20 protein-coding genes and 1 tRNA gene are annotated in these 16,093 nt (G+C 67.9%); 9 read left to right on the forward strand and 12 right to left on the reverse strand.

Annotation, left to right across the window (positions count from 1 at the left end; all coding sequences use genetic code 11):
* Positions 1-64 precede the first annotated feature (64 nt).
* The gene (locus F792_RS0105220; RefSeq protein WP_018168666.1) at positions 65-385 is read left to right on the forward strand and encodes a hypothetical protein; all 321 of its coding nucleotides are present in this window, start codon (positions 65-67) and stop codon (positions 383-385) included.
* Positions 386-443: 58 nt separating this feature from the next.
* Positions 444-863 carry an SRPBCC family protein gene (locus F792_RS0105225; protein ID WP_018168667.1) on the forward strand — a complete coding sequence of 140 codons (420 nt, stop codon included), beginning with the start codon at positions 444-446 and terminating at the stop codon, positions 861-863.
* A gap of 3 nt (positions 864-866) precedes the next feature.
* Here the strand turns inward: F792_RS0105225 and def are convergent, their stop codons facing one another.
* The 6 genes from def to moaC form a co-directional block, all read right to left on the reverse strand.
* Positions 867-1,403, reverse strand: a complete 537-nt coding sequence (def, locus tag F792_RS0105230; protein ID WP_018168668.1) for a peptide deformylase — start codon at positions 1,401-1,403, stop codon at positions 867-869.
* A gap of 30 nt (positions 1,404-1,433) precedes the next feature.
* Positions 1,434-1,509 (reverse strand) — tRNA-Phe (locus F792_RS0105235).
* A 111-nt stretch (positions 1,510-1,620) separates the two neighbouring features.
* Positions 1,621-1,896 carry an oxidative damage protection protein gene (locus tag F792_RS0105240; protein WP_038032041.1) on the reverse strand — a complete coding sequence of 92 codons (276 nt, stop codon included), beginning with the start codon at positions 1,894-1,896 and terminating at the stop codon, positions 1,621-1,623.
* Positions 1,880-2,938: an A/G-specific adenine glycosylase gene (mutY, locus tag F792_RS0105245; RefSeq protein ID WP_026305906.1), complete on the reverse strand. Its 1,059-nt coding sequence runs from the start codon at positions 2,936-2,938 to the stop codon at positions 1,880-1,882. The genes F792_RS0105240 and mutY overlap by 17 nt, the downstream gene beginning before the upstream one ends.
* A gap of 51 nt (positions 2,939-2,989) precedes the next feature.
* Positions 2,990-5,170, reverse strand: a complete 2,181-nt coding sequence (locus F792_RS0105250) for an AsmA family protein (protein ID WP_018168670.1) — start codon at positions 5,168-5,170, stop codon at positions 2,990-2,992.
* On the reverse strand, positions 5,167-5,655 hold the full coding sequence (gene moaC, locus F792_RS0105255) for a cyclic pyranopterin monophosphate synthase MoaC (RefSeq protein WP_018168671.1): 489 nt from the start codon (positions 5,653-5,655) through the stop codon (positions 5,167-5,169). The genes F792_RS0105250 and moaC overlap by 4 nt, the downstream gene beginning before the upstream one ends.
* 45 nt (positions 5,656-5,700) lie before the next feature.
* Between moaC and moaD the strand changes: the two genes are divergently transcribed.
* Both moaD and F792_RS0105265 read left to right on the forward strand, forming a co-directional pair.
* Positions 5,701-5,934 carry a molybdopterin converting factor subunit 1 gene (moaD, locus tag F792_RS0105260; protein ID WP_018144868.1) on the forward strand — a complete coding sequence of 78 codons (234 nt, stop codon included), beginning with the start codon at positions 5,701-5,703 and terminating at the stop codon, positions 5,932-5,934.
* Position 5,935: 1 nt separating this feature from the next.
* A complete protein-coding gene (locus tag F792_RS0105265) occupies positions 5,936-6,373 on the forward strand; it encodes a molybdenum cofactor biosynthesis protein MoaE (protein ID WP_018168673.1) in 438 nt (145 codons plus the stop codon).
* A gap of 382 nt (positions 6,374-6,755) precedes the next feature.
* Here F792_RS0105265 and F792_RS0105270 read toward each other — a convergent pair whose 3' ends face one another.
* The 5 genes from F792_RS0105270 to F792_RS0105290 all read right to left on the reverse strand — a co-directional run bounded on the left by F792_RS0105270 (position 6,756) and on the right by F792_RS0105290 (position 10,903).
* Positions 6,756-8,105 carry a Do family serine endopeptidase gene (locus F792_RS0105270; protein WP_018168674.1) on the reverse strand — a complete coding sequence of 450 codons (1,350 nt, stop codon included), beginning with the start codon at positions 8,103-8,105 and terminating at the stop codon, positions 6,756-6,758.
* A 13-nt stretch (positions 8,106-8,118) separates the two neighbouring features.
* Positions 8,119-9,024 (reverse strand): DnaJ C-terminal domain-containing protein, encoded by a 906-nt coding sequence (locus F792_RS0105275; RefSeq protein ID WP_018144871.1) that lies wholly within the window; start codon positions 9,022-9,024, stop codon positions 8,119-8,121.
* 218 nt (positions 9,025-9,242) lie between these two features.
* On the reverse strand, positions 9,243-9,674 hold the full coding sequence (locus F792_RS0105280; RefSeq protein ID WP_018168675.1) for an Hsp20/alpha crystallin family protein: 432 nt from the start codon (positions 9,672-9,674) through the stop codon (positions 9,243-9,245).
* Between the two features lie 142 nt (positions 9,675-9,816).
* A complete protein-coding gene (locus tag F792_RS0105285) occupies positions 9,817-10,035 on the reverse strand; it encodes a DUF2835 family protein (protein ID WP_018168676.1) in 219 nt (72 codons plus the stop codon).
* 4 nt (positions 10,036-10,039) lie between these two features.
* The gene (locus F792_RS0105290; RefSeq protein ID WP_018168677.1) at positions 10,040-10,903 is read right to left on the reverse strand and encodes a YicC/YloC family endoribonuclease; all 864 of its coding nucleotides are present in this window, start codon (positions 10,901-10,903) and stop codon (positions 10,040-10,042) included.
* 121 nt (positions 10,904-11,024) lie between these two features.
* Here F792_RS0105290 and rph point away from each other — a divergent pair, with 121 nt between their 5' ends.
* The 5 genes from rph to F792_RS0105315 all read left to right on the forward strand — a co-directional run bounded on the left by rph (position 11,025) and on the right by F792_RS0105315 (position 14,323).
* On the forward strand, positions 11,025-11,744 hold the full coding sequence (gene rph / locus F792_RS0105295) for a ribonuclease PH (RefSeq protein WP_019568919.1): 720 nt from the start codon (positions 11,025-11,027) through the stop codon (positions 11,742-11,744).
* 8 nt (positions 11,745-11,752) lie between these two features.
* On the forward strand, positions 11,753-12,376 hold the full coding sequence (gene rdgB / locus F792_RS0105300) for an RdgB/HAM1 family non-canonical purine NTP pyrophosphatase (RefSeq protein WP_018168679.1): 624 nt from the start codon (positions 11,753-11,755) through the stop codon (positions 12,374-12,376).
* A 239-nt stretch (positions 12,377-12,615) separates the two neighbouring features.
* The gene (hemW, locus tag F792_RS0105305; protein ID WP_018168680.1) at positions 12,616-13,884 is read left to right on the forward strand and encodes a radical SAM family heme chaperone HemW; all 1,269 of its coding nucleotides are present in this window, start codon (positions 12,616-12,618) and stop codon (positions 13,882-13,884) included.
* Positions 13,884-14,078 carry a CPXCG motif-containing cysteine-rich protein gene (locus F792_RS0105310; protein WP_018168681.1) on the forward strand — a complete coding sequence of 65 codons (195 nt, stop codon included), beginning with the start codon at positions 13,884-13,886 and terminating at the stop codon, positions 14,076-14,078. The genes hemW and F792_RS0105310 overlap by 1 nt, the downstream gene beginning before the upstream one ends.
* Positions 14,075-14,323, forward strand: a complete 249-nt coding sequence (locus F792_RS0105315) for a transcriptional antiterminator, Rof (protein ID WP_018168682.1) — start codon at positions 14,075-14,077, stop codon at positions 14,321-14,323. The genes F792_RS0105310 and F792_RS0105315 overlap by 4 nt, the downstream gene beginning before the upstream one ends.
* Positions 14,324-14,698: 375 nt before the next feature.
* Here F792_RS0105315 and rho read toward each other — a convergent pair whose 3' ends face one another.
* Positions 14,699-15,958, reverse strand: coding sequence for a transcription termination factor Rho (gene rho / locus F792_RS0105320; RefSeq protein WP_018168683.1), 1,260 nt, complete (start codon positions 15,956-15,958; stop codon positions 14,699-14,701).
* Between the last annotated feature and the right edge of the window lie 135 nt (positions 15,959-16,093).

Consider the following 16,093-nt stretch of genomic DNA (forward strand, 5'->3'; position numbering starts at 1 on the left):
GTAGGCTCAGGGAAAGCCGGGCGAAATCCGTTGCAACCTCGCGGAATCGCGAAGGAGGCATACCATGCGCAGCGTAGACAACATGCCGGTCCTCGACTGGCAGGACGGCAAGAACGCGATGCGGGCGAAGTTTCAGGTGATGCACGAGGAACCGGTGGTGCTGAAGATGCCGGCCGACATGGACTGGTCGGTGAACAGGGGCGAATTCGGCTGCACGCTGGACGAAAACGGCATGCCGCGCGACTGCGAAGGCGGCAGCCTGCTGCAACGTCTGGCGGAGCTTAATGACATGCCGGGACTGGAGGACATCGCGAAGGCCTGTGCCTACTCCAGCTCCCGCGTGGATATCGACGCCGCAGGCTCCCGCATCATCGTGCACGACTGATCGGGGCTGCGCCGCCGGGACCGCCCGGCGGTGACCCTGCAACCTGGAGCGGTGGCCGATGTCGGTGATCCACCACGAGATGGAGATCGACGCCGCTCCGGAGGCGGTGTTCGATCTGATGGCCCGGATGGAGGCGTTCGCCGCCTACAGCGAGGCCATCGAGTCGATCACACGTGTCGGGCCCGAGCGCTACCGCTGGCGTGTGCGGGTGGCCGGGGTGCCGCTGGTCTTCGATGTGGATGTGCTGGTCGTGGTCCCGCCGCGCCTGCTCGGCTGGCGCGCGCTGGCCGGGTTGTCCTGCGAGGGCTGCTACCGGCTGACGCCGAGCGCGCGCGGCACGCATCTGGAGCTGGGCGTGCGCTGCGGCGACGATAATCCCCTGACCTACGGCCTGCTCGGCCTGGCTGCCCACCCGCTGCTGGACGCGCTGGGGGTGGAGGTAGTGCGCAACGCCTGGCCGTGCCTCCACCGGGCGTGAGGCCTACGCTTCGGCGTGAAACTCGCGGTATTCGTCGAGGAAGGCGAGCCGCGTGGTGTCGGTGACGCGGTCGATGTAGAGCTTGCCGTCGAGGTGGTCGATCTCGTGCTGGAAGACGGTGGCGAGAAAGCCTTCGGGCTCCAGATGGCGCGGCGTTCCGTCCGGCTCGCGGTAGTCCACGGCAATGTGCCGCGGTCGCGCGACTTCGCCACGCAGGCCGGGTACGGAGAGGCAGCCTTCCCAGTAGCGCTGCGGCGTCGGGTCGAGCACGGTCACGGCCGGGTTGACGAGGACCAGGCGGCCGGTGGGCACGGCATCGGGGTAGCGGCTGTTACCGGGCTCGATCTCGATCACGGCAATGCGTTGCGGCACACCGATCTGGGCGGCGGCCAGGCCGAGCCCTTCGTTGGCGTGCATGGTGTCGACCAGGTCGTCCACCAAGGCGTGCAGGTCGGGCCTGTCAAAATCGGATTCGGGTACCGGGTCGCAGACGCGACGCAGGTCGGGGTGTCCCATGCGCAGGATATGGCGAACGCTCATGGGAAAGATGGTGCCACAAGGGGGAAATAATGGTGGCCGGGGACGGAATCGAACCGCCGACACGGGGATTTTCAATCCCCTGCTCTACCGACTGAGCTACCCGGCCATACTTCGGGGGAATCGTCCTGCGGACGAAGGGCGGTATTAAAGCCGTCCGGCGGCCCCACGTCAAGCGCGCGGGGCCGCCAGATCGATACGAGCCGCGGAAAACTGCGACTCAGGAGGCGTTCGGGTCGACGAAACCTTCCGGCTTTTCCGAACCGTCGCCGAACAGGAACTTCTCCATTTCCTCTTCGAGGAACTTGCGCGCCTTGGGGTCGACCGGGGTCAGGCGGTATTCGTTGATCAGCATGGTCTGGTGGCTCAGCCAGGCCTGCCAGGCCTCCTTGGACACGTTCAGGTAGATCTTCTTGCCCATCTCGCCGGGATAGGGCGGGAAGTCGAGCCCGTCCGCCTCTTTGCCGAGTTTCACGCAGTTAACGGTTCGTGCCATTGCCGGGATCCTTGTCGTCGTGCAGATAACGCTGGATGGGGGCCGGGATGCCGACCGCCCGTGATGTGCCGGGTTTATACCAAATCACCCTGTTGCCTTCCATGATCCCACACGCGCCAGCCGGGAGGTCGAAGGGCCGAATGCGCAGATCCAGGCGGTAGTGGCTGAAGCTGTGCTGGAGCCCGTGATCGGCACCGGACGGGGTGGCACCGGGCCACTGAACGAGCACCCAGTCTTCCAGGGCCTCGGCGGTTTCGGCCTCGGGCAGGCTGTAGAGCCCGCCCCAGATGCCGTCCTGTTCGCGCTGGATCAACGCGATACCCTCCGGTGCCCGCAGACAGGCGGCCCAACGCGTGCGTGTGGGCAGATCGCGGCGCGGCCGGGGCGAAGGCAGCGTGCCGGTCAGGCCCTGCTGCGCGGCGCCGCAGTCCGCGTGCACCGGGCAGGCCTCACAGGCGGGGCGGCTGCGAGAACAGAGCAGGGCGCCCAGGTCCATGATCGCCTGGGTGTAATCCGCGCAGCGTGCGGCAGGGGTACGCGCCTCGGCTTCGCGCCACAACTCGCGCTGGACGGCGGTACTGCCCGGCCAGCCGTGGATCGCCGCGTGACGGGCGAGTACGCGCTTGGCATTGCCGTCCAGGACGGCCTCGGGCACGTCGTGCGCCTGGGCGATGATGGCCGCGGCGGTGGAGCGCCCGATGCCCGGCAGTTGTTCCAGGCCCGCGCGCTCGGCGGGGAACACGCCCCCGTGTTCCTCGACCACCACCTGTGCGGCGCGGTGCAGGTTGCGCGCACGGGCGTAATAGCCAAGCCCCGACCACTGGTGCAGCACGGCGTCCTGCGGGGCCGCGGCAAGGCTTTGCACGTCAGGGAACCGCTCCATGAAGCGCAAGAAGTAGGGGACGACGGTCTCCACTCGGGTCTGCTGCAGCATGATCTCGGAGACCCACACCCGATAGGGCGTGCGCGGATGCTGCCACGGCAGGTCCTGGCGACCGTGGCGATCGAACCAGACGAGCAGCCGCTCGGCGAAGGCGTTCATGGGCGAATCGAACATGGCGGCACCCGCACCGGGGGCGGGCGCCGCGGGTGATCAGCGACTGCGGAAGCGATCCAGGAGCCGGTCGGACTCCTGCTCAATGCGCTCGCGGGCACGCTCTTCTTCCTCGTCCAGGCGTTCGCGGACACGATCCTCTTCCTCTTGCACGCGTTCGCGGACCTCGTCCTCGTAGCGGTCCCGCAGGGCATCCTCCAGATCGAGACGGAAGCTCGGGTCGGTGAACGTGCCGCTGATGCGGATCGGCAGCGTCACGCCGCGCAGATCGTCGAGTTCCCGGCCGCCCTGGCCCTCCAGCGTACCCACCACGGTGCTGTTCACGCGGTAGTCGAGGGTGTCGTCGTTCAGGTCGGCCTGGCCTTCGCCGCTCACCCGCAGCAGGGGCGAGCTGGCCGCCAGGTCCTCGTTGCGCACGATGCCGTCGCGAATGGTGAAGCTGCCGGTCAGTTCGCTGAAATCGGTCTGGTTGGGCTCGTCTTCTTCCAGCTGCTCGCCGCGCAGGCGCGCCTCGGCCCGGCGAATGATCTGGGCCACGTTGATGCCGCGAACCGCGCCATCCTCGAAGCGCATGTTGCCGGAGCCGTTCAGGGCACCCTTCAGCTCGCTCAGGAGCTCGCCCCGGGTGGCGATGTCCAGCTCCAGGTTGCCAGTACCCATCAGGCGCGCATCGTCACCCTGAAAGTCTTCCAGCAGGGCCCCGATATCCAGGGCCTGCAGGTCGGCCGCCAGCTCGTAGCGCGGGGCATCGTGGCGCGCATCCAGGCGCAGGCGGCTGCTCAGCTCGCCGTCGTAGGCCTCGGCATTCAGGGGCTGGATATTCCAGTCACCGGCTTCGGCGCGGATCTGCAGCTCGATGTTGCGCAGGACCATGCCCATCACGTCGAGGCGGCCCAGCGCCGCGCTGCCATCCACATCGACGCTGCGCAGGGCCTCCAGCGGCAGTTCGATGGCGATATCCTCGTCGGCTTCGCCATTGCCATTGCCGTTTTCCGTGCGCGCCTCTTCCACTTCCGGCGGCAGGTAGCGGTCGAGATTCAGGCGCTCGCCGGAGACATCGAAGGTGATCAGCGGGCGTTCCCCGCGACCATCCCAGCCCGCGGAACCGCTCAGCATGGCGTCATCCACGGTGATCAGGAACGGGTCCATGTTCAACGCCTGGAAGCTGCCGTGGGCGGACAGGTCCAGGGCAACCCGGGCCAGGGCATCCGGATCGCTGGTCTTGGGGGCGTCCATTCCCAGGTCGGTCAACACGTCCTTGAGGTTGAAGGTGTTGGTGCGCATCTCGCTGCGGATCTGCGGCTGCTCGCCATCCAGCTCGGACAGCTCGGCAAACCCGGTCATGCGCACGCCGGCGACACCCAGCGTCAGACGCTCCAGGCGCAGGGACATCGCGTCGGCCATTTCCAGGGCGACATCGGTTTCCAGGGTCATGCCCACGGCGCGCGGCAAGCCACCACCGTCGAGGCCCAGGGTGGCGTTCAGACGACGCACGGAGTAGCGCTCGTTGAGCAGGTCGACGTTCATCAGCCCGCCGAGGTCGAGCGCGAGCTCCACGGGTTCGGCCAGATCGCCGCCCTCGGCGCGCACGACCGCTTCCAGATCCAGCCGCGTCTCGACGCCCGGGCGGAAGCGCCCAATCTGCAGCTCGAACGGGTCCAGGGTGGCCTGCATGCCGGTCTCGCGATCATCCCAGTGCACCCGGGCATTGGTCAGGGAGATCCCGGCCACGTCGATGCGCTGCAGGGCCAGCCGCGTCTCGGTCGTGGTGCGCTCGTCGTCATCCGCACCCACGGCCTCGTCGCGGGCGGCGCCCGCGTGATCCAGCAGGTCGTCCCAGTTGTTGCGGCCCTGCTCGTCGCGTGCCAGGTTCAGGCGCACACCGTCGGCCTGCACGCGCTGGACCTCCAGCTCGCGGCGCAGCAGCGGCATCACCGCCACCGCGACATCCACCACGTCGACCTCGGCGAACGGCTCGTCGCCAAAGCCCTCGGCATTGCCGAAGCGCACCTCTTCCAGACGCAGTCCAAGGCTGGGGAACAAGGTCAGGCCGATCGGCCCGGAGAGGGTCAGCTCGCGACCGGTCGCTTCCTGTACCTCGGCCTCGATGCGCTCCTTGTAATCATTGGCATCGAAGGTGATCAGCAGGTAGGCGGCCACGATGATGGCCAGCAGGATCAGTACGGCGATCAGGCCCAGCAGGCGCTTGATCCATTTCATTCGGAATCTCCTTTCGGTTCGGCCCGCCAGGTGCCACTGCGACCCCCGCGTTTCTCGAGCAGGCGAACACCATCAATTTGCATGCCGCGATCCACGGCCTTGCACATGTCGTAGACCGTCAGCAGCGCGGTGGACACGGCGGTCAGCGCCTCCATCTCCACCCCGGTCCGAGCGTGCACCTCGCAGGTGGCCTGCACGCGCACGGCGGTGTCTTCCGTCTCCAGATCCAGGGCCACCCGGGTCAGTCCGATCGGGTGACAAAGCGGGATCAGGTCGCCGGTCTTCTTGGCCCCCATGATGCCAGCCACGCGGGCAATACCCAGGACGTCCCCTTTCGCATGGCGGCCTTCGCGGATGCGCTGCAGGGTGTCCCCCTGCATGTGGATCCGGCCCTCGGCGATCGCCACGCGATGGGTGACGGACTTTTCGCCAACATCGACCATGTGCGCATGGCCTTCGGCATCGAAGTGAGTGAATTCGTTCATGCCGGCTATAATGCTTGACTCGCAGTTATCTTTACAGGGGCCGGAATGACCGTAAGCGTTCACTATTTCGCGCGATTGCGCGAGGAACTGGGCCGCCAGGGCGAAGAAGTGGCCCTGCCCGGAGAAGGCCTGACCGTCGGCGAGCTGTGGCGGCACCTGCACCAGGATGCCCCCCCGGAACGCCTGATGGCCGCGGTCAACCAGGAGCAGGCGAGCCTGGAGACCCCGGTGCGCGATGGCGACGAGGTCGCCTACTTCCCGCCGGTCACCGGGGGCTAGGGTGGCGGTCGAGATCCACACCAACGATTTCGACCCCTGGGAGGTCATCCGCCAGGCCGAGCAGTCCATCCCGGCGAACGCCCGCGGCGCGGCCAGCGTGTTCGTCGGCCGCATGCGCGACTTCAACGAAGATGAGGACGTGACCGGCCTGTTTCTGGAGCACTATCCGGGGATGACCGAGCGCGAGCTGGAGCGCATCGTCGCCGAGGCCGAGGCGCGCTGGCCGCTGCTGGGCTGCCATGTGGCCCACCGCGTCGGCGATGTGCGTCCCGGCGATGCCCTGGTGCTGGTGGCCACCTGGTCCGCCCACCGCATCGCCGCCCGCGACGCCTGCAGTGACATCCTCGAACGCCTGAAGCACGAGGCCCCGTTCTGGAAACGCGAGACCCTGGCCGACGGCACCGACCGCTGGGTAGAGAAGAACACCCCCGGCTTCTGAGCCGACGGGTCAGAGTGGGCATTGTGGGTGTGCCCTTGTGGGAGCGGGCTTGCCCGCGAAGCCCCCGCCCGCGTCCAGCTTTGGCAGGAGCATTCGCGGGCAAGCCCGCTCCCACAAAACCCGCCCCCTCCGGGCATGTCCGACCCAAGCCACCGCAACACGCCATCCCGAAAACCGCACAGCGGTTATCCGGGATCGCCACCGCCGGAGATGAGCCGGGCGTCCGCGGAGGCTCCAGCGCGGGAGATCCCGGCTCTCCGCTTCGCTCCGGCCGGGATGACGGGGTGGGCCGGAGGATAAGGCCGGCTTAACAGTGGACACGGGGGTGCGCCGGGTGACGGAGTTGCGCGCGGACTTGGGCGCAATGGAACACGGCCGGTCCTCAGCGCAGGGTGAGGAAGAGGGTCTGGTTGCCGCGACGCAGTTGCAGCTCCAGGGTCTGGTGTGCGGCCAGTTGTTGCGGCAGGTCGGACAGGCGCTGGATGCGCTGGCGGTTGATGGCCAGCAGCACGTCGCCCGCGCGCAGGCCGGCGCGCGCCCCCGGGGTGCCGGGCTCCACCGCGATCACCGCCACGCGACTGCCCCCGTCACGCCCGGTGGCCTCGGACAAGCGAACACCCTCCAGCCGCGGATGCACGGCCGCGCCCTCGATGCGCCGCTCTTCGGGGCGATCCAGACGGGCCACGATCCGCTGTTCGGCCCCGTCACGCAGGACATCCAGACGCACATCGGAACCGGCGCGCAGCAGGCCGAGCCGGTTGCGCAGGTCGCCGGCGCTGCGCACCGGCTGGTCGTCCGCCCGCAGCACGATGTCTCCGCTCTGGAGGCCGGCGCGTTCGGCCGCGGATCCACGCACCACGCGCGTGATCACGGCGCCCTGGGAAATATCCAACTCAAAGGCCTGGGCCAGCGCCGGGGTCAGATCCTGCATCTCCACGCCCAGCGCGCCGCGTTCGACGCGACCCTCCGCCAGCAAATGGTCGCGAATCTGGCTGGCCATGTTGGCGGGGATCGCGAAGCCGATACCAATGTTGCCCCCGCCGCGCGCGAGAATGGCGGTATTGATTCCAACCAGCTCGCCACGCAGGTTGACCAGCGCCCCGCCGGAGTTGCCGGGGTTGATGGAGGCATCGGTCTGGATGAAGTCCTCGAAGCCGTCACCACCCAGTCCGCTGCGGCCCAGGGCACTGACGATGCCGCTGGTCACCGTCTGGCCGAGGCCGAAGGGGTTGCCGATGGCGACCACGAAGTCGCCCACGCGCAGGGCGTCGGAGTCCGCCAGCGGGATCGCCTGCAGGTCCTCCGCGTCGATGCGGATCACGGCGACGTCGGTGGCCGGGTCGGTCCCCACCACCTCGGCCTCGTACTGGCGGCCATCGTAGAGCGTGACCAGGATCGCGTCGGCGCGCGCGATCACGTGGCTGTTGGTCAGGATGGTGCCGGCCTTGGCGTCCACGATCACGCCGGAGCCCAGACCCTGGCGTTCGCGTTCACGCGAACGCTCGGGGACATCGAAGAACCGGCGGAAGAAGGGGTCGTCGAACAGCGGGCTAACCGACTCCACCACCCGCGCGCGGGTGGCAATGTTCACCACTCCGGGGATGGTGCGCTCGAGCATCGGCGCCAGGGAGGGCAGGGGCTGACCGTCCACCGCGGCCGGGAGCTGGGCGGCGGCCGGTGCGGCCCCGAGCAGGGCCAGGGCCAGGATCAGAAGGGGAACCAGCCGACGCATGGACGATCCTCGATCAGGGCGCCAGGTTGGCGCGCGGGGCGAAGGACGACTCCTTGGCCATCTTGCGGTACCAGTCACCGGCCTCGTCCTCCGGCGGGACCTGCACCAACAGCTTCAGGTAGAGATCACCCGGTGGCTTGCCCGGCAGTCCCTTGCCCTTCAGGCGCATCTGCTTGCCCGACTGGGTACCGGCCGGGACCTTCAGGTTGACCCAGCCATGCGGCGTGGGCACCTCGATCGTCGCGCCCAGCGCGGCCTCCCACGGGGTGATCGGGATGTCGCGGTAGAGGTTGCGACCGTCCAGCGTGTAGCGGTTATCTGGCTTGACCCGGATCTCCAGCAGCAGGTCGCCGGCGCCACCACTGCCAACGCCCGGGTCGCCCTGGCCGCGCACCCGCAGGCGCGAGCCATCCTTGGCCCCGGCGGGGATGCGCACGCGCTGCACCCGGCCCTCGGCATCCTGAACCGAGACCTCGGTGCCCTTGAGCGCCTGATCCAGGCTGATGTCCACGCGCCCCTCGCGGTCGGCGCCGCGCATGTTGAAGCCGGCGCCGCCACGGCGACGCCCCCCACCCATGCCGCCACCGCCGAAGATCGAGTCGAAGAAGTCCGAAAAGCCGCCGGCATCGGCGCCCCCGCGGGCACCGCCGTATTGCGCCCGGCCGTCCCAGCCGGGTGGCGGACGAAAGTCCTGTCCCTGGCGCCAGTTAGAGCCCAGCTGGTCATAGGCCTTGCGCTTTTCCGCGTCGCCCAGGGCCTCGTAGGCCTCGTTGACCTCCTTGATGCGGGTCTCGGCGTCCGGGTCCTTGCTGACATCCGGGTGGTACTTGCGCGCCAGCTTGCGGTAGGCCTTCTTGATCTCGTCCTGGCTCGCGTCGCGGCTCACACCGAGGACCTTGTAGTAATCCTTGTATTCCATTGCGTTCCTCGAGCGATTGCGGCTGAGTCCTCGGGTGACACCCGGATCCCGCCACATGATAGCCGGGATGCGGCTGTCACCCCGGGAAACACGAGCCGCAGAAAAAGATCCGTGCCTCCCTAGGTTCAAAAAAACGGGCGCCACCGCGGGTGGAACCCGGGGCAGCGCCCGTGTCTCGCCCGGTGGGCGAGCATCCCCACCGGGCACGTGAGGCCGGATCAGTTCTCGATCTGGATCCGGCGCGGCTGCACGCGGGCCTGCTTCGGGATGCGCACCTCCAGCACGCCGTTCTCGCTGCGCGCGGAGATGTTTTCGGCATCCGCCGTATCCGGCAGCGAGAAGCGGCGGAAGAACGTGCCACGCACGCGTTCGATGCGCTTGTAGCCATCCTTCTCTTCCTCGCTTTCGTGCTTGCGCTCGCCGCGCAGGGTCAACACGCCATTCTCCATGTTCAGTTCGATGTCCTTCGGGTCTACCCCGGGGATATCGGCATGCAGCACGTAGGCATCGGTCTCTTCGCGGATATCTACCGCGGGGGCCCAGTCTGAGGTCGCGGAAGAGTCCTCGGCGCCGGGCATGTCCGGCATGCGACCGAGTTCGCGCGACAGTTGACCGAGCAGGCTGAACGGTTCGTAGCGGGTCATGGTCATGGTGTTCCCTCCTGTGTGGGCGTCATCTGACTCACCCATAGCAATAGGGGACACTTCCCGCGTTTTCAAGGGCCTGAGGAAGACGCGGATCACGGCACCCGCTCGCGCTCGAGTCGATTGTGCACAGTGATCAGTGTCTCCGCTACAGGCGCCGAAACTCCCTCAGCTTGTAGTCATCGTCGGTGATCAGTTCGAACACGCCATGCACGCCGCGCTGATCCAGATGGCTGCGCAGCAGCCGCGCCGGGAATTGCACGCTTTCGCCGCTGTCGGCCTGCGCAAAGACCACTGCGGCGCGGCCAGTGTAGTAGTCCTCCATCTCCTGGCGCGAGATCGCCAGGCGCAGGCGAAACCGGCGCATCGCGCTATTCCAGGTTTTGCACCTGCTCGCGCAGCTGCTCGATCAGGACCTTCATCTCCACTGTGGCACGCGTGATCTCCAGATCGTGCGACTTGGAGGAGATGGTGTTGGCCTCGCGGTTGAACTCCTGCATCAGGAAGTCGAGCCGCCGACCGCTGGGCCCGCCCTGGTCCAGGATCTCGCGCACGGCCGCCACGTGACCGTCAATGCGATCCAGCTCCTCGGCAATATCCATGCGCTGGGCCAGCAACGCGACCTCCTGTTCCAGGCGTTTCGGGTCCAGGTGCAGGTCCAGTTCGCGGATACGCGCCAGGATGCGTTCGCGCTGCTCGTCGAGCATCGGCTGACGCCGCGAGTGGACCGTCCGGGCATGCTCCGCCAGGGCCTCCAGGCGCGTGCGCATGCCATCGGCCAGGGCCGCCCCCTCCGTCGTACGCATCGCGACCAGGGCCTCCAGCGCGGTGTCGAAGCCGGCCAGTAGCGGCTCCGCCAGGACCTCGCCGGCATCCGAGGCGCCCTGCAGGACGCCGGGCCAGCTCAGCACGTCCAGCGGCGAGACCGGGGCCGGATTGCGCATCCTTCGCTCGATCGCCGCGCAGGCATCGATCAGTGCCTGCGCGCGCTCCTGATCGAAGGCCTCCGGGGCGTTGTCCGCCTGGCCTCGGTCGCGCAGCACCACGTCCACCTTGCCGCGCGCCAAGTGGCCCTTGAGGCGCTTACGCACCTCGGCCTCCAGCGAGCGCAGGTGATGCGGCAGGTGGATCCGCAGCTCCAGGTAGCGGTGATTGACGCTCTTGAGCTCCCAGTCGAACACGCCCCCGTCCAGGGTGATGGCGTGCCGGGAAAATCCGGTCATGCTGGTAATCATTATTCCCCCGTTGCGGTCCCTGCTGCGCAAGGCATGAGTGTAGTGCGTTACCCCACTGGGCGACGCACTACACTCATGGCCCGTATACTGCGCCCCTCTCAAATCTAGCAAGGATCACAGCATGCGACCCAGTGGCCGAGCAGCCGACGCGATGCGCGCCGTGCGTTTTACCCGCCATTTCACCCGTCACGCGGAGGGTTCCGTACTGGTGGAATTCGGGGACACGCGCGTGCTGTGCAACGCCACGGTGGAGTCGCGCGTGCCGCCGTGGTTGAAGAACAAGGGCCGCGGCTGGGTCACCGCCGAATACAGCATGCTGCCGCGCTCCACCCACGAGCGCATGGTGCGCGAGGCCGCCCGGGGCAAGCTGGGCGGTCGCACCATGGAGATCCAGCGCCTGATCGGGCGCTCGCTGCGTGCCGCGGTCGATCTCGAGGCCCTCGGCGAACGCCAGATCATCGTCGACTGCGACGTGATCCAGGCCGATGGCGGCACCCGCACGGCCGCGATTAGCGGGGCCTACGTCGCGCTGCGCGATGCCATCCGCAAGGCACGCGAACAGGGCCTGATCCGCAAGGACCCGCTGCACGGGCACCTGGCAGCGGTCTCCGTGGGCATCTTCAATGGCACGCCGGTGCTGGACCTCGATTACGACGAGGACTCCCAGGCCGAGACCGACCTGAACCTGGTGATGAACGAGGCCGGCGGGGTGATCGAGATCCAGGGCACGGCCGAGGGCCACGCCTTCCGCCGCGACGAGCTGGACCAGATGCTGGATCTGGGCGAGAAGGGCATCCGCGAGATCTGCGACGCCCAGCGCGCCGTTCTGGCCGAAGGCTGATTTGGGCCATGGTCGGCGAACCCCAACGCGTTGTGCTGGCCACCGGCAACCCCGGCAAGCTGCGCGAGATCCGCACCCTGCTGGAGCCGCTGGGCCTCGCGGTCGAGCCGCAATCGGAGCATGACGTGCCCGAGGCCGAGGAGACCGGCCTGACGTTCGTGGAGAACGCCATCCTGAAGGCGCGCAACGCCGCCCGGCACACCGGACTGCCGGCGATCGCCGACGACTCCGGGCTGGAGGTGGAGGCCCTGCACGGCCAGCCGGGGATCTACTCCTCGCGCTACGCCGGTACGGACGCCGACGATGCCGCCAACAACGCGCGGCTGATGGAGGCATTGCAAGGCGTGCCACCGGAACAGCGGGGTGCGCGTTTCCGCGCCGTGGTGGTGTACCTGGAACACGCCGAGGACCCGGCCCCGATCATCGCCGAGGGCGTATGGCCCGGACGCATCGCCGAGCAGGCCAGCGGCGCCGAGGGCTTCGGCTACGACCCGTTGTTCTTCGTTCCGGAGGAAGGCTGCACCTCGGCCGAACTGGACCCGGCGACCAAGAACCGCCTGAGCCACCGCGGCCAGGCCCTGCAACAGCTTGTGGCCAGCCTGCGCAACCGAATGGGCAACCCGACGGCCTGACACCCGCTCCTGCCTGGCTCCCGGGCGTATCCAGGGAGATCGCCACGGCGCTGCGCCCCTCGCGATGACGGTGTCTTTGTGCCCGTCGTTGCGAGGCCCGTAGGGGCCATGGCAACCGCCCGACGCCCCCCCCCCCCCCCCGGCGCATGTTCGGGCCCGCGTCGGGGCCAGGCCCAGGAGATCGCGAGGCGCGCAGCGCCGTGGCGATCGGCGCGAAAACCCAGACGTCGGGGGCCGCAATGACGGGACTGGGTGCTTTCGACGCCACCCGGGGGCTCGCCTATGCTCCGCACATGAACTCCGCCCTGATCCATCCGCCGCCACTGGCGCTGTACGTGCACCTGCCCTGGTGCGTGCGCAAGTGCCCGTACTGCGACTTCAACTCCCACGAGCCCCGCGGCGAGGCGCCGTTCGACGACTACGTGGCGGCGCTGCTGCGGGATCTTGAGGGCCAGCTCCCGGATGTCTGGGGGCGGCGGCTGGAGAGTGTGTTCATCGGCGGCGGGACCCCGAGCCTGTTCCCGCCGGAGGCGCTGGACGCTCTCATGTCCGGTCTGCGTGCCCGGCTGCCGCTGCGCCCGGACTGCGAGGTGACCCTGGAGGCCAACCCTGGCACCGCCGATCGCGCCTACTTTCGCGGCTACCGCGAGGCCGGGGTCAATCGGCTGTCGCTAGGTGTCCAGAGCTTCGACGATGCGATGCTCGCCCGGCTGGGCCGCATCCACGGCGCCACCGAGGCCCGCGACGCGGTGGCGCACGCCCGCGCCGCCGGCTTCGAGGCGATCAATCTGGATCTGATGTTCGGCCTGCCGGGTCAGTCGGTGGCGACCGGGCTGGCGGACCTGCAGGCGGCCATCGAACAGGACCCGGGGCACATCTCCTGGTATCAGCTGACCCTCGAGCCGAACACCCTGTTCGCGGCGCGCCCACCCGAACTGCCGGAGGACGTCACAATCGAGGAATTGTTCAACCGCGGCCAGTCCCATCTGGCGGCGGCTGGCTATACTCGATACGAGATATCCGCCTATGCACGCGCGGGGCAGGAATGTCGCCACAACCGCAATTACTGGACCTTCGGCGACTATCTCGGCATTGGCGCCGGGGCCCACGGCAAGCTGACGCAGGTGCACGATGGCACGATCCTGCGGCGGGTGAAGCCGCGCCAGCCGGAGGCCTATCTCGCCGGGCCGCAGCAGCACAACGATCAGACCGTGCCGACGGCGGAGCGACCCTTCGAGTTCATGCTGAACGCGCTGCGACTGGTGGAAGGTGTTCCGGCCGCGAGCTTCGAGGCGCATTGCGGCCTGCCGCTGGCGGCGCTCGAGCCGGCGCTTTCCGAACTGCGCGCGGACGGGCTGCTGGGGGCGGATACGGAGCGCCTGCAGGCCACGGAACGGGGCCTGGCGTTTCTCAATGACGTGCTGGAGCGTTTTCTTCCGGAAGGGACTCCGCAGGACTCGATCGCCACGCCGATAGCCTGGCCCGCGGGCCGGGAGGAGGGTCGATAATGCGTCCCGTCGAGTTTGTTGGTTTCGCCTGCCCCTGGTGCGGCGAGCCCGGCGAGATCACGGTGGACATGGTCAGCAATGACCGCGAATGGGTCGAGGACTGCGCGGTGTGCTGTGCCCCCATCGTGTTCCGCCGCGAGGATGCCGGCGACGAGGAGATTCCGCGCGTCGCTGCCCAGCGGGAGGGCGAGTGAGCGCGGCGCCACCGTATACCCCGATCGACTGCGAGCGCTATTCCGAGCTGGAGCTGGCCATCCTGCGCGGTCAGTCCCTGCGCACGCACTGGCGCCGCGGGGAGATGGACCGCATCGCGATCGTGCGGCCGCTGGACTTGCGCACCCGGCGCAGCGCGGAGTACCTGATCCTGCGTGACGCCGAGGGCCGGCGGCAATGGTGGCGCCTGGACCGGCTGATCAGCTTCGAGCCGGTCCCGGGCTGAACGCCATCCGGGCTGCGACCGGCGAGGTGGCTCGTCTGATCGCCGCACCACATAGGGCACAGCGGACACGGAGAAAGGCGCAGGGGTTGTCGGGGGCGGTAGACACCGCTGGATCATGCACAACGCAGAAGGCGTGGACCCTTTGGGGTACGCCCGTAACCGGGCTTCCGGCAACTTGCCATCCCCTGCGAATCAACAGCCCTGCAATCCCGCTGGACCAGAATGGGCCTTGTTCATCCTCTATGCGCTCCGTGCCCTCTGCGGGGCAACCAGGAGGGCTCGGAGCGCCAGCCCGGGAAGGGACCGGGGCTGCGTGGGGCGCGATCGCTTCGCTGGCGCTCGCGCTGACAGGGGGCGGGCGCAGCCCGCCCCCTGTCAGCTGCGCTTCATCTGGTCGAAGAACTCGGAATTGGTCTTGGACGACTGCATGCGGCCAAGCAGGAATTCCATGGCCTCGATGTCATCCATGCCGTGCAGGAACTTGCGCAGGATCCAGAGCTTTTGCAGCTCGTCGGGTGCGGTCAGCAGTTCCTCGCGACGGGTACCGGAACGGTTCACGTTGATCGCAGGATAAATGCGCTTCTCCGCGATGCGGCGCTCCAGCTGGAGCTCCATGTTGCCGGTGCCCTTGAACTCCTCGTAGATCACCTCGTCCATCTTCGACCCGGTCTCGACCAGTGCGGTGGCGATGATGGTCAGGCTGCCGCCCTCTTCCACGTTGCGCGCGGCACCGAAGAAGCGCTTCGGGCGATGCAGGGCGTTGGCATCCACACCACCGGTGAGCACCTTGCCGGAGCTGGGCGAGACGGTGTTGTAGGCGCGCGCCAGGCGGGTGATGGAATCCAGCAGGATCACCACGTCGCGCTTGTGCTCGACCAGGCGCTTGGCCTTCTCGATCACCATCTCGGCGACCTGCACGTGGCGCTGGGCCGGCTCGTCGAAGGTGGAGGAGACGACCTCGCCCTGGACCATGCGGTCCATCTCGGTGACCTCTTCCGGGCGCTCGTCGATCAACAGGACAATCAGATAGCACTCGGGGTAGTTGCCGGCGATGCTCTGGGCAATGTTCTGCAGCATCAGCGTCTTGCCCGCCTTGGGCGGGGAGACGATCAGGCCGCGCTGGCCCTTGCCGAACGGCGAGACGATGTCGATGATCCGCGCGGTGATGTCCTCGGTGGAGCCATTGCCGCGCTCCATGCGCATGCGCTTGTTGGCATGCAGCGGGGTGAGGTTCTCGAACAGCACCTTGTGCTTGGCGTTCTCCGGCGGCTCGAAGTTGATCTCCGAGACCTTCAACAACGCGAAGTAGCGCTCGTTGTCCTTGGGCGGGCGGATCTTGCCGGAGATGGTGTCGCCGGTGCGCAGTCCGAAGCGTCGGATCTGGCTGGGCGAGACATAGACGTCGTCCGGCCCGGCCTGATAGGAGCTGTCGGCACTGCGGAGAAAGCCGAAGCCGTCGGAGAGGATCTCGAGGACACCGTCGCCAAAGATGGCTTCGCCGCTCTTCGCGTGAGCCTTGAGCAGGGCGAAGATGATCTCCTGCTTGCGGGCACGGGACATGTTCTCGATGCCTTTTTCTTCGGCAAAGGCCACGAGATCGGCAGCGGACATCCGCTTCAATTCGGTCAGATTCATGCGTGGGATGCTGTGTTCAACGTGGATGATCGGCGACCGGGGGTGGTCACTCGGATTGACTGGAAGGAGGCAGGGAATGGCCTGGCGGCCACTCGAACTGGTTCGATGGTAAGCGAGGCGGCGGCGCGGGGCAAC

The sequence above is a fragment of the Thioalkalivibrio sp. ALMg9 genome (assembly GCF_000380625.1).
Taxonomy (GTDB): Bacteria; Pseudomonadota; Gammaproteobacteria; order Ectothiorhodospirales; family Ectothiorhodospiraceae; genus Thioalkalivibrio; species Thioalkalivibrio versutus.

Bases quoted from the DNA above. Each gene is read 5' to 3' on its own strand.
- F792_RS0105220 (WP_018168666.1), top strand. From the start codon at position 65: ATGCGCAGCGTAGACAACATGCCGGTCCTCGACTGGCAGGACGGCAAG.
- F792_RS0105225 (WP_018168667.1), top strand. From the start codon at position 444: ATGTCGGTGATCCACCACGAGATGGAGATCGACGCCGCTCCGGAGGCG.
- def (WP_018168668.1), bottom strand. From the start codon at position 1,403: ATGAGCGTTCGCCATATCCTGCGCATGGGACACCCCGACCTGCGTCGC.
- F792_RS0105240 (WP_038032041.1), bottom strand. From the start codon at position 1,896: ATGGCACGAACCGTTAACTGCGTGAAACTCGGCAAAGAGGCGGACGGG.
- mutY (WP_026305906.1), bottom strand. From the start codon at position 2,938: ATGAACGCCTTCGCCGAGCGGCTGCTCGTCTGGTTCGATCGCCACGGT.
- F792_RS0105250 (WP_018168670.1), bottom strand. From the start codon at position 5,170: ATGAAATGGATCAAGCGCCTGCTGGGCCTGATCGCCGTACTGATCCTG.
- moaC (WP_018168671.1), bottom strand. From the start codon at position 5,655: ATGAACGAATTCACTCACTTCGATGCCGAAGGCCATGCGCACATGGTC.
- moaD (WP_018144868.1), top strand. From the start codon at position 5,701: ATGACCGTAAGCGTTCACTATTTCGCGCGATTGCGCGAGGAACTGGGC.
- F792_RS0105270 (WP_018168674.1), bottom strand. From the start codon at position 8,105: ATGCGTCGGCTGGTTCCCCTTCTGATCCTGGCCCTGGCCCTGCTCGGG.
- F792_RS0105275 (WP_018144871.1), bottom strand. From the start codon at position 9,024: ATGGAATACAAGGATTACTACAAGGTCCTCGGTGTGAGCCGCGACGCG.
- F792_RS0105280 (WP_018168675.1), bottom strand. From the start codon at position 9,674: ATGACCATGACCCGCTACGAACCGTTCAGCCTGCTCGGTCAACTGTCG.
- F792_RS0105285 (WP_018168676.1), bottom strand. From the start codon at position 10,035: ATGCGCCGGTTTCGCCTGCGCCTGGCGATCTCGCGCCAGGAGATGGAG.
- F792_RS0105290 (WP_018168677.1), bottom strand. From the start codon at position 10,903: ATGATTACCAGCATGACCGGATTTTCCCGGCACGCCATCACCCTGGAC.
- rph (WP_019568919.1), top strand. From the start codon at position 11,025: ATGCGACCCAGTGGCCGAGCAGCCGACGCGATGCGCGCCGTGCGTTTT.
- rdgB (WP_018168679.1), top strand. From the start codon at position 11,753: ATGGTCGGCGAACCCCAACGCGTTGTGCTGGCCACCGGCAACCCCGGC.
- hemW (WP_018168680.1), top strand. From the start codon at position 12,616: ATGACGGGACTGGGTGCTTTCGACGCCACCCGGGGGCTCGCCTATGCT.
- F792_RS0105310 (WP_018168681.1), top strand. From the start codon at position 13,884: ATGCGTCCCGTCGAGTTTGTTGGTTTCGCCTGCCCCTGGTGCGGCGAG.
- rho (WP_018168683.1), bottom strand. From the start codon at position 15,958: ATGAATCTGACCGAATTGAAGCGGATGTCCGCTGCCGATCTCGTGGCC.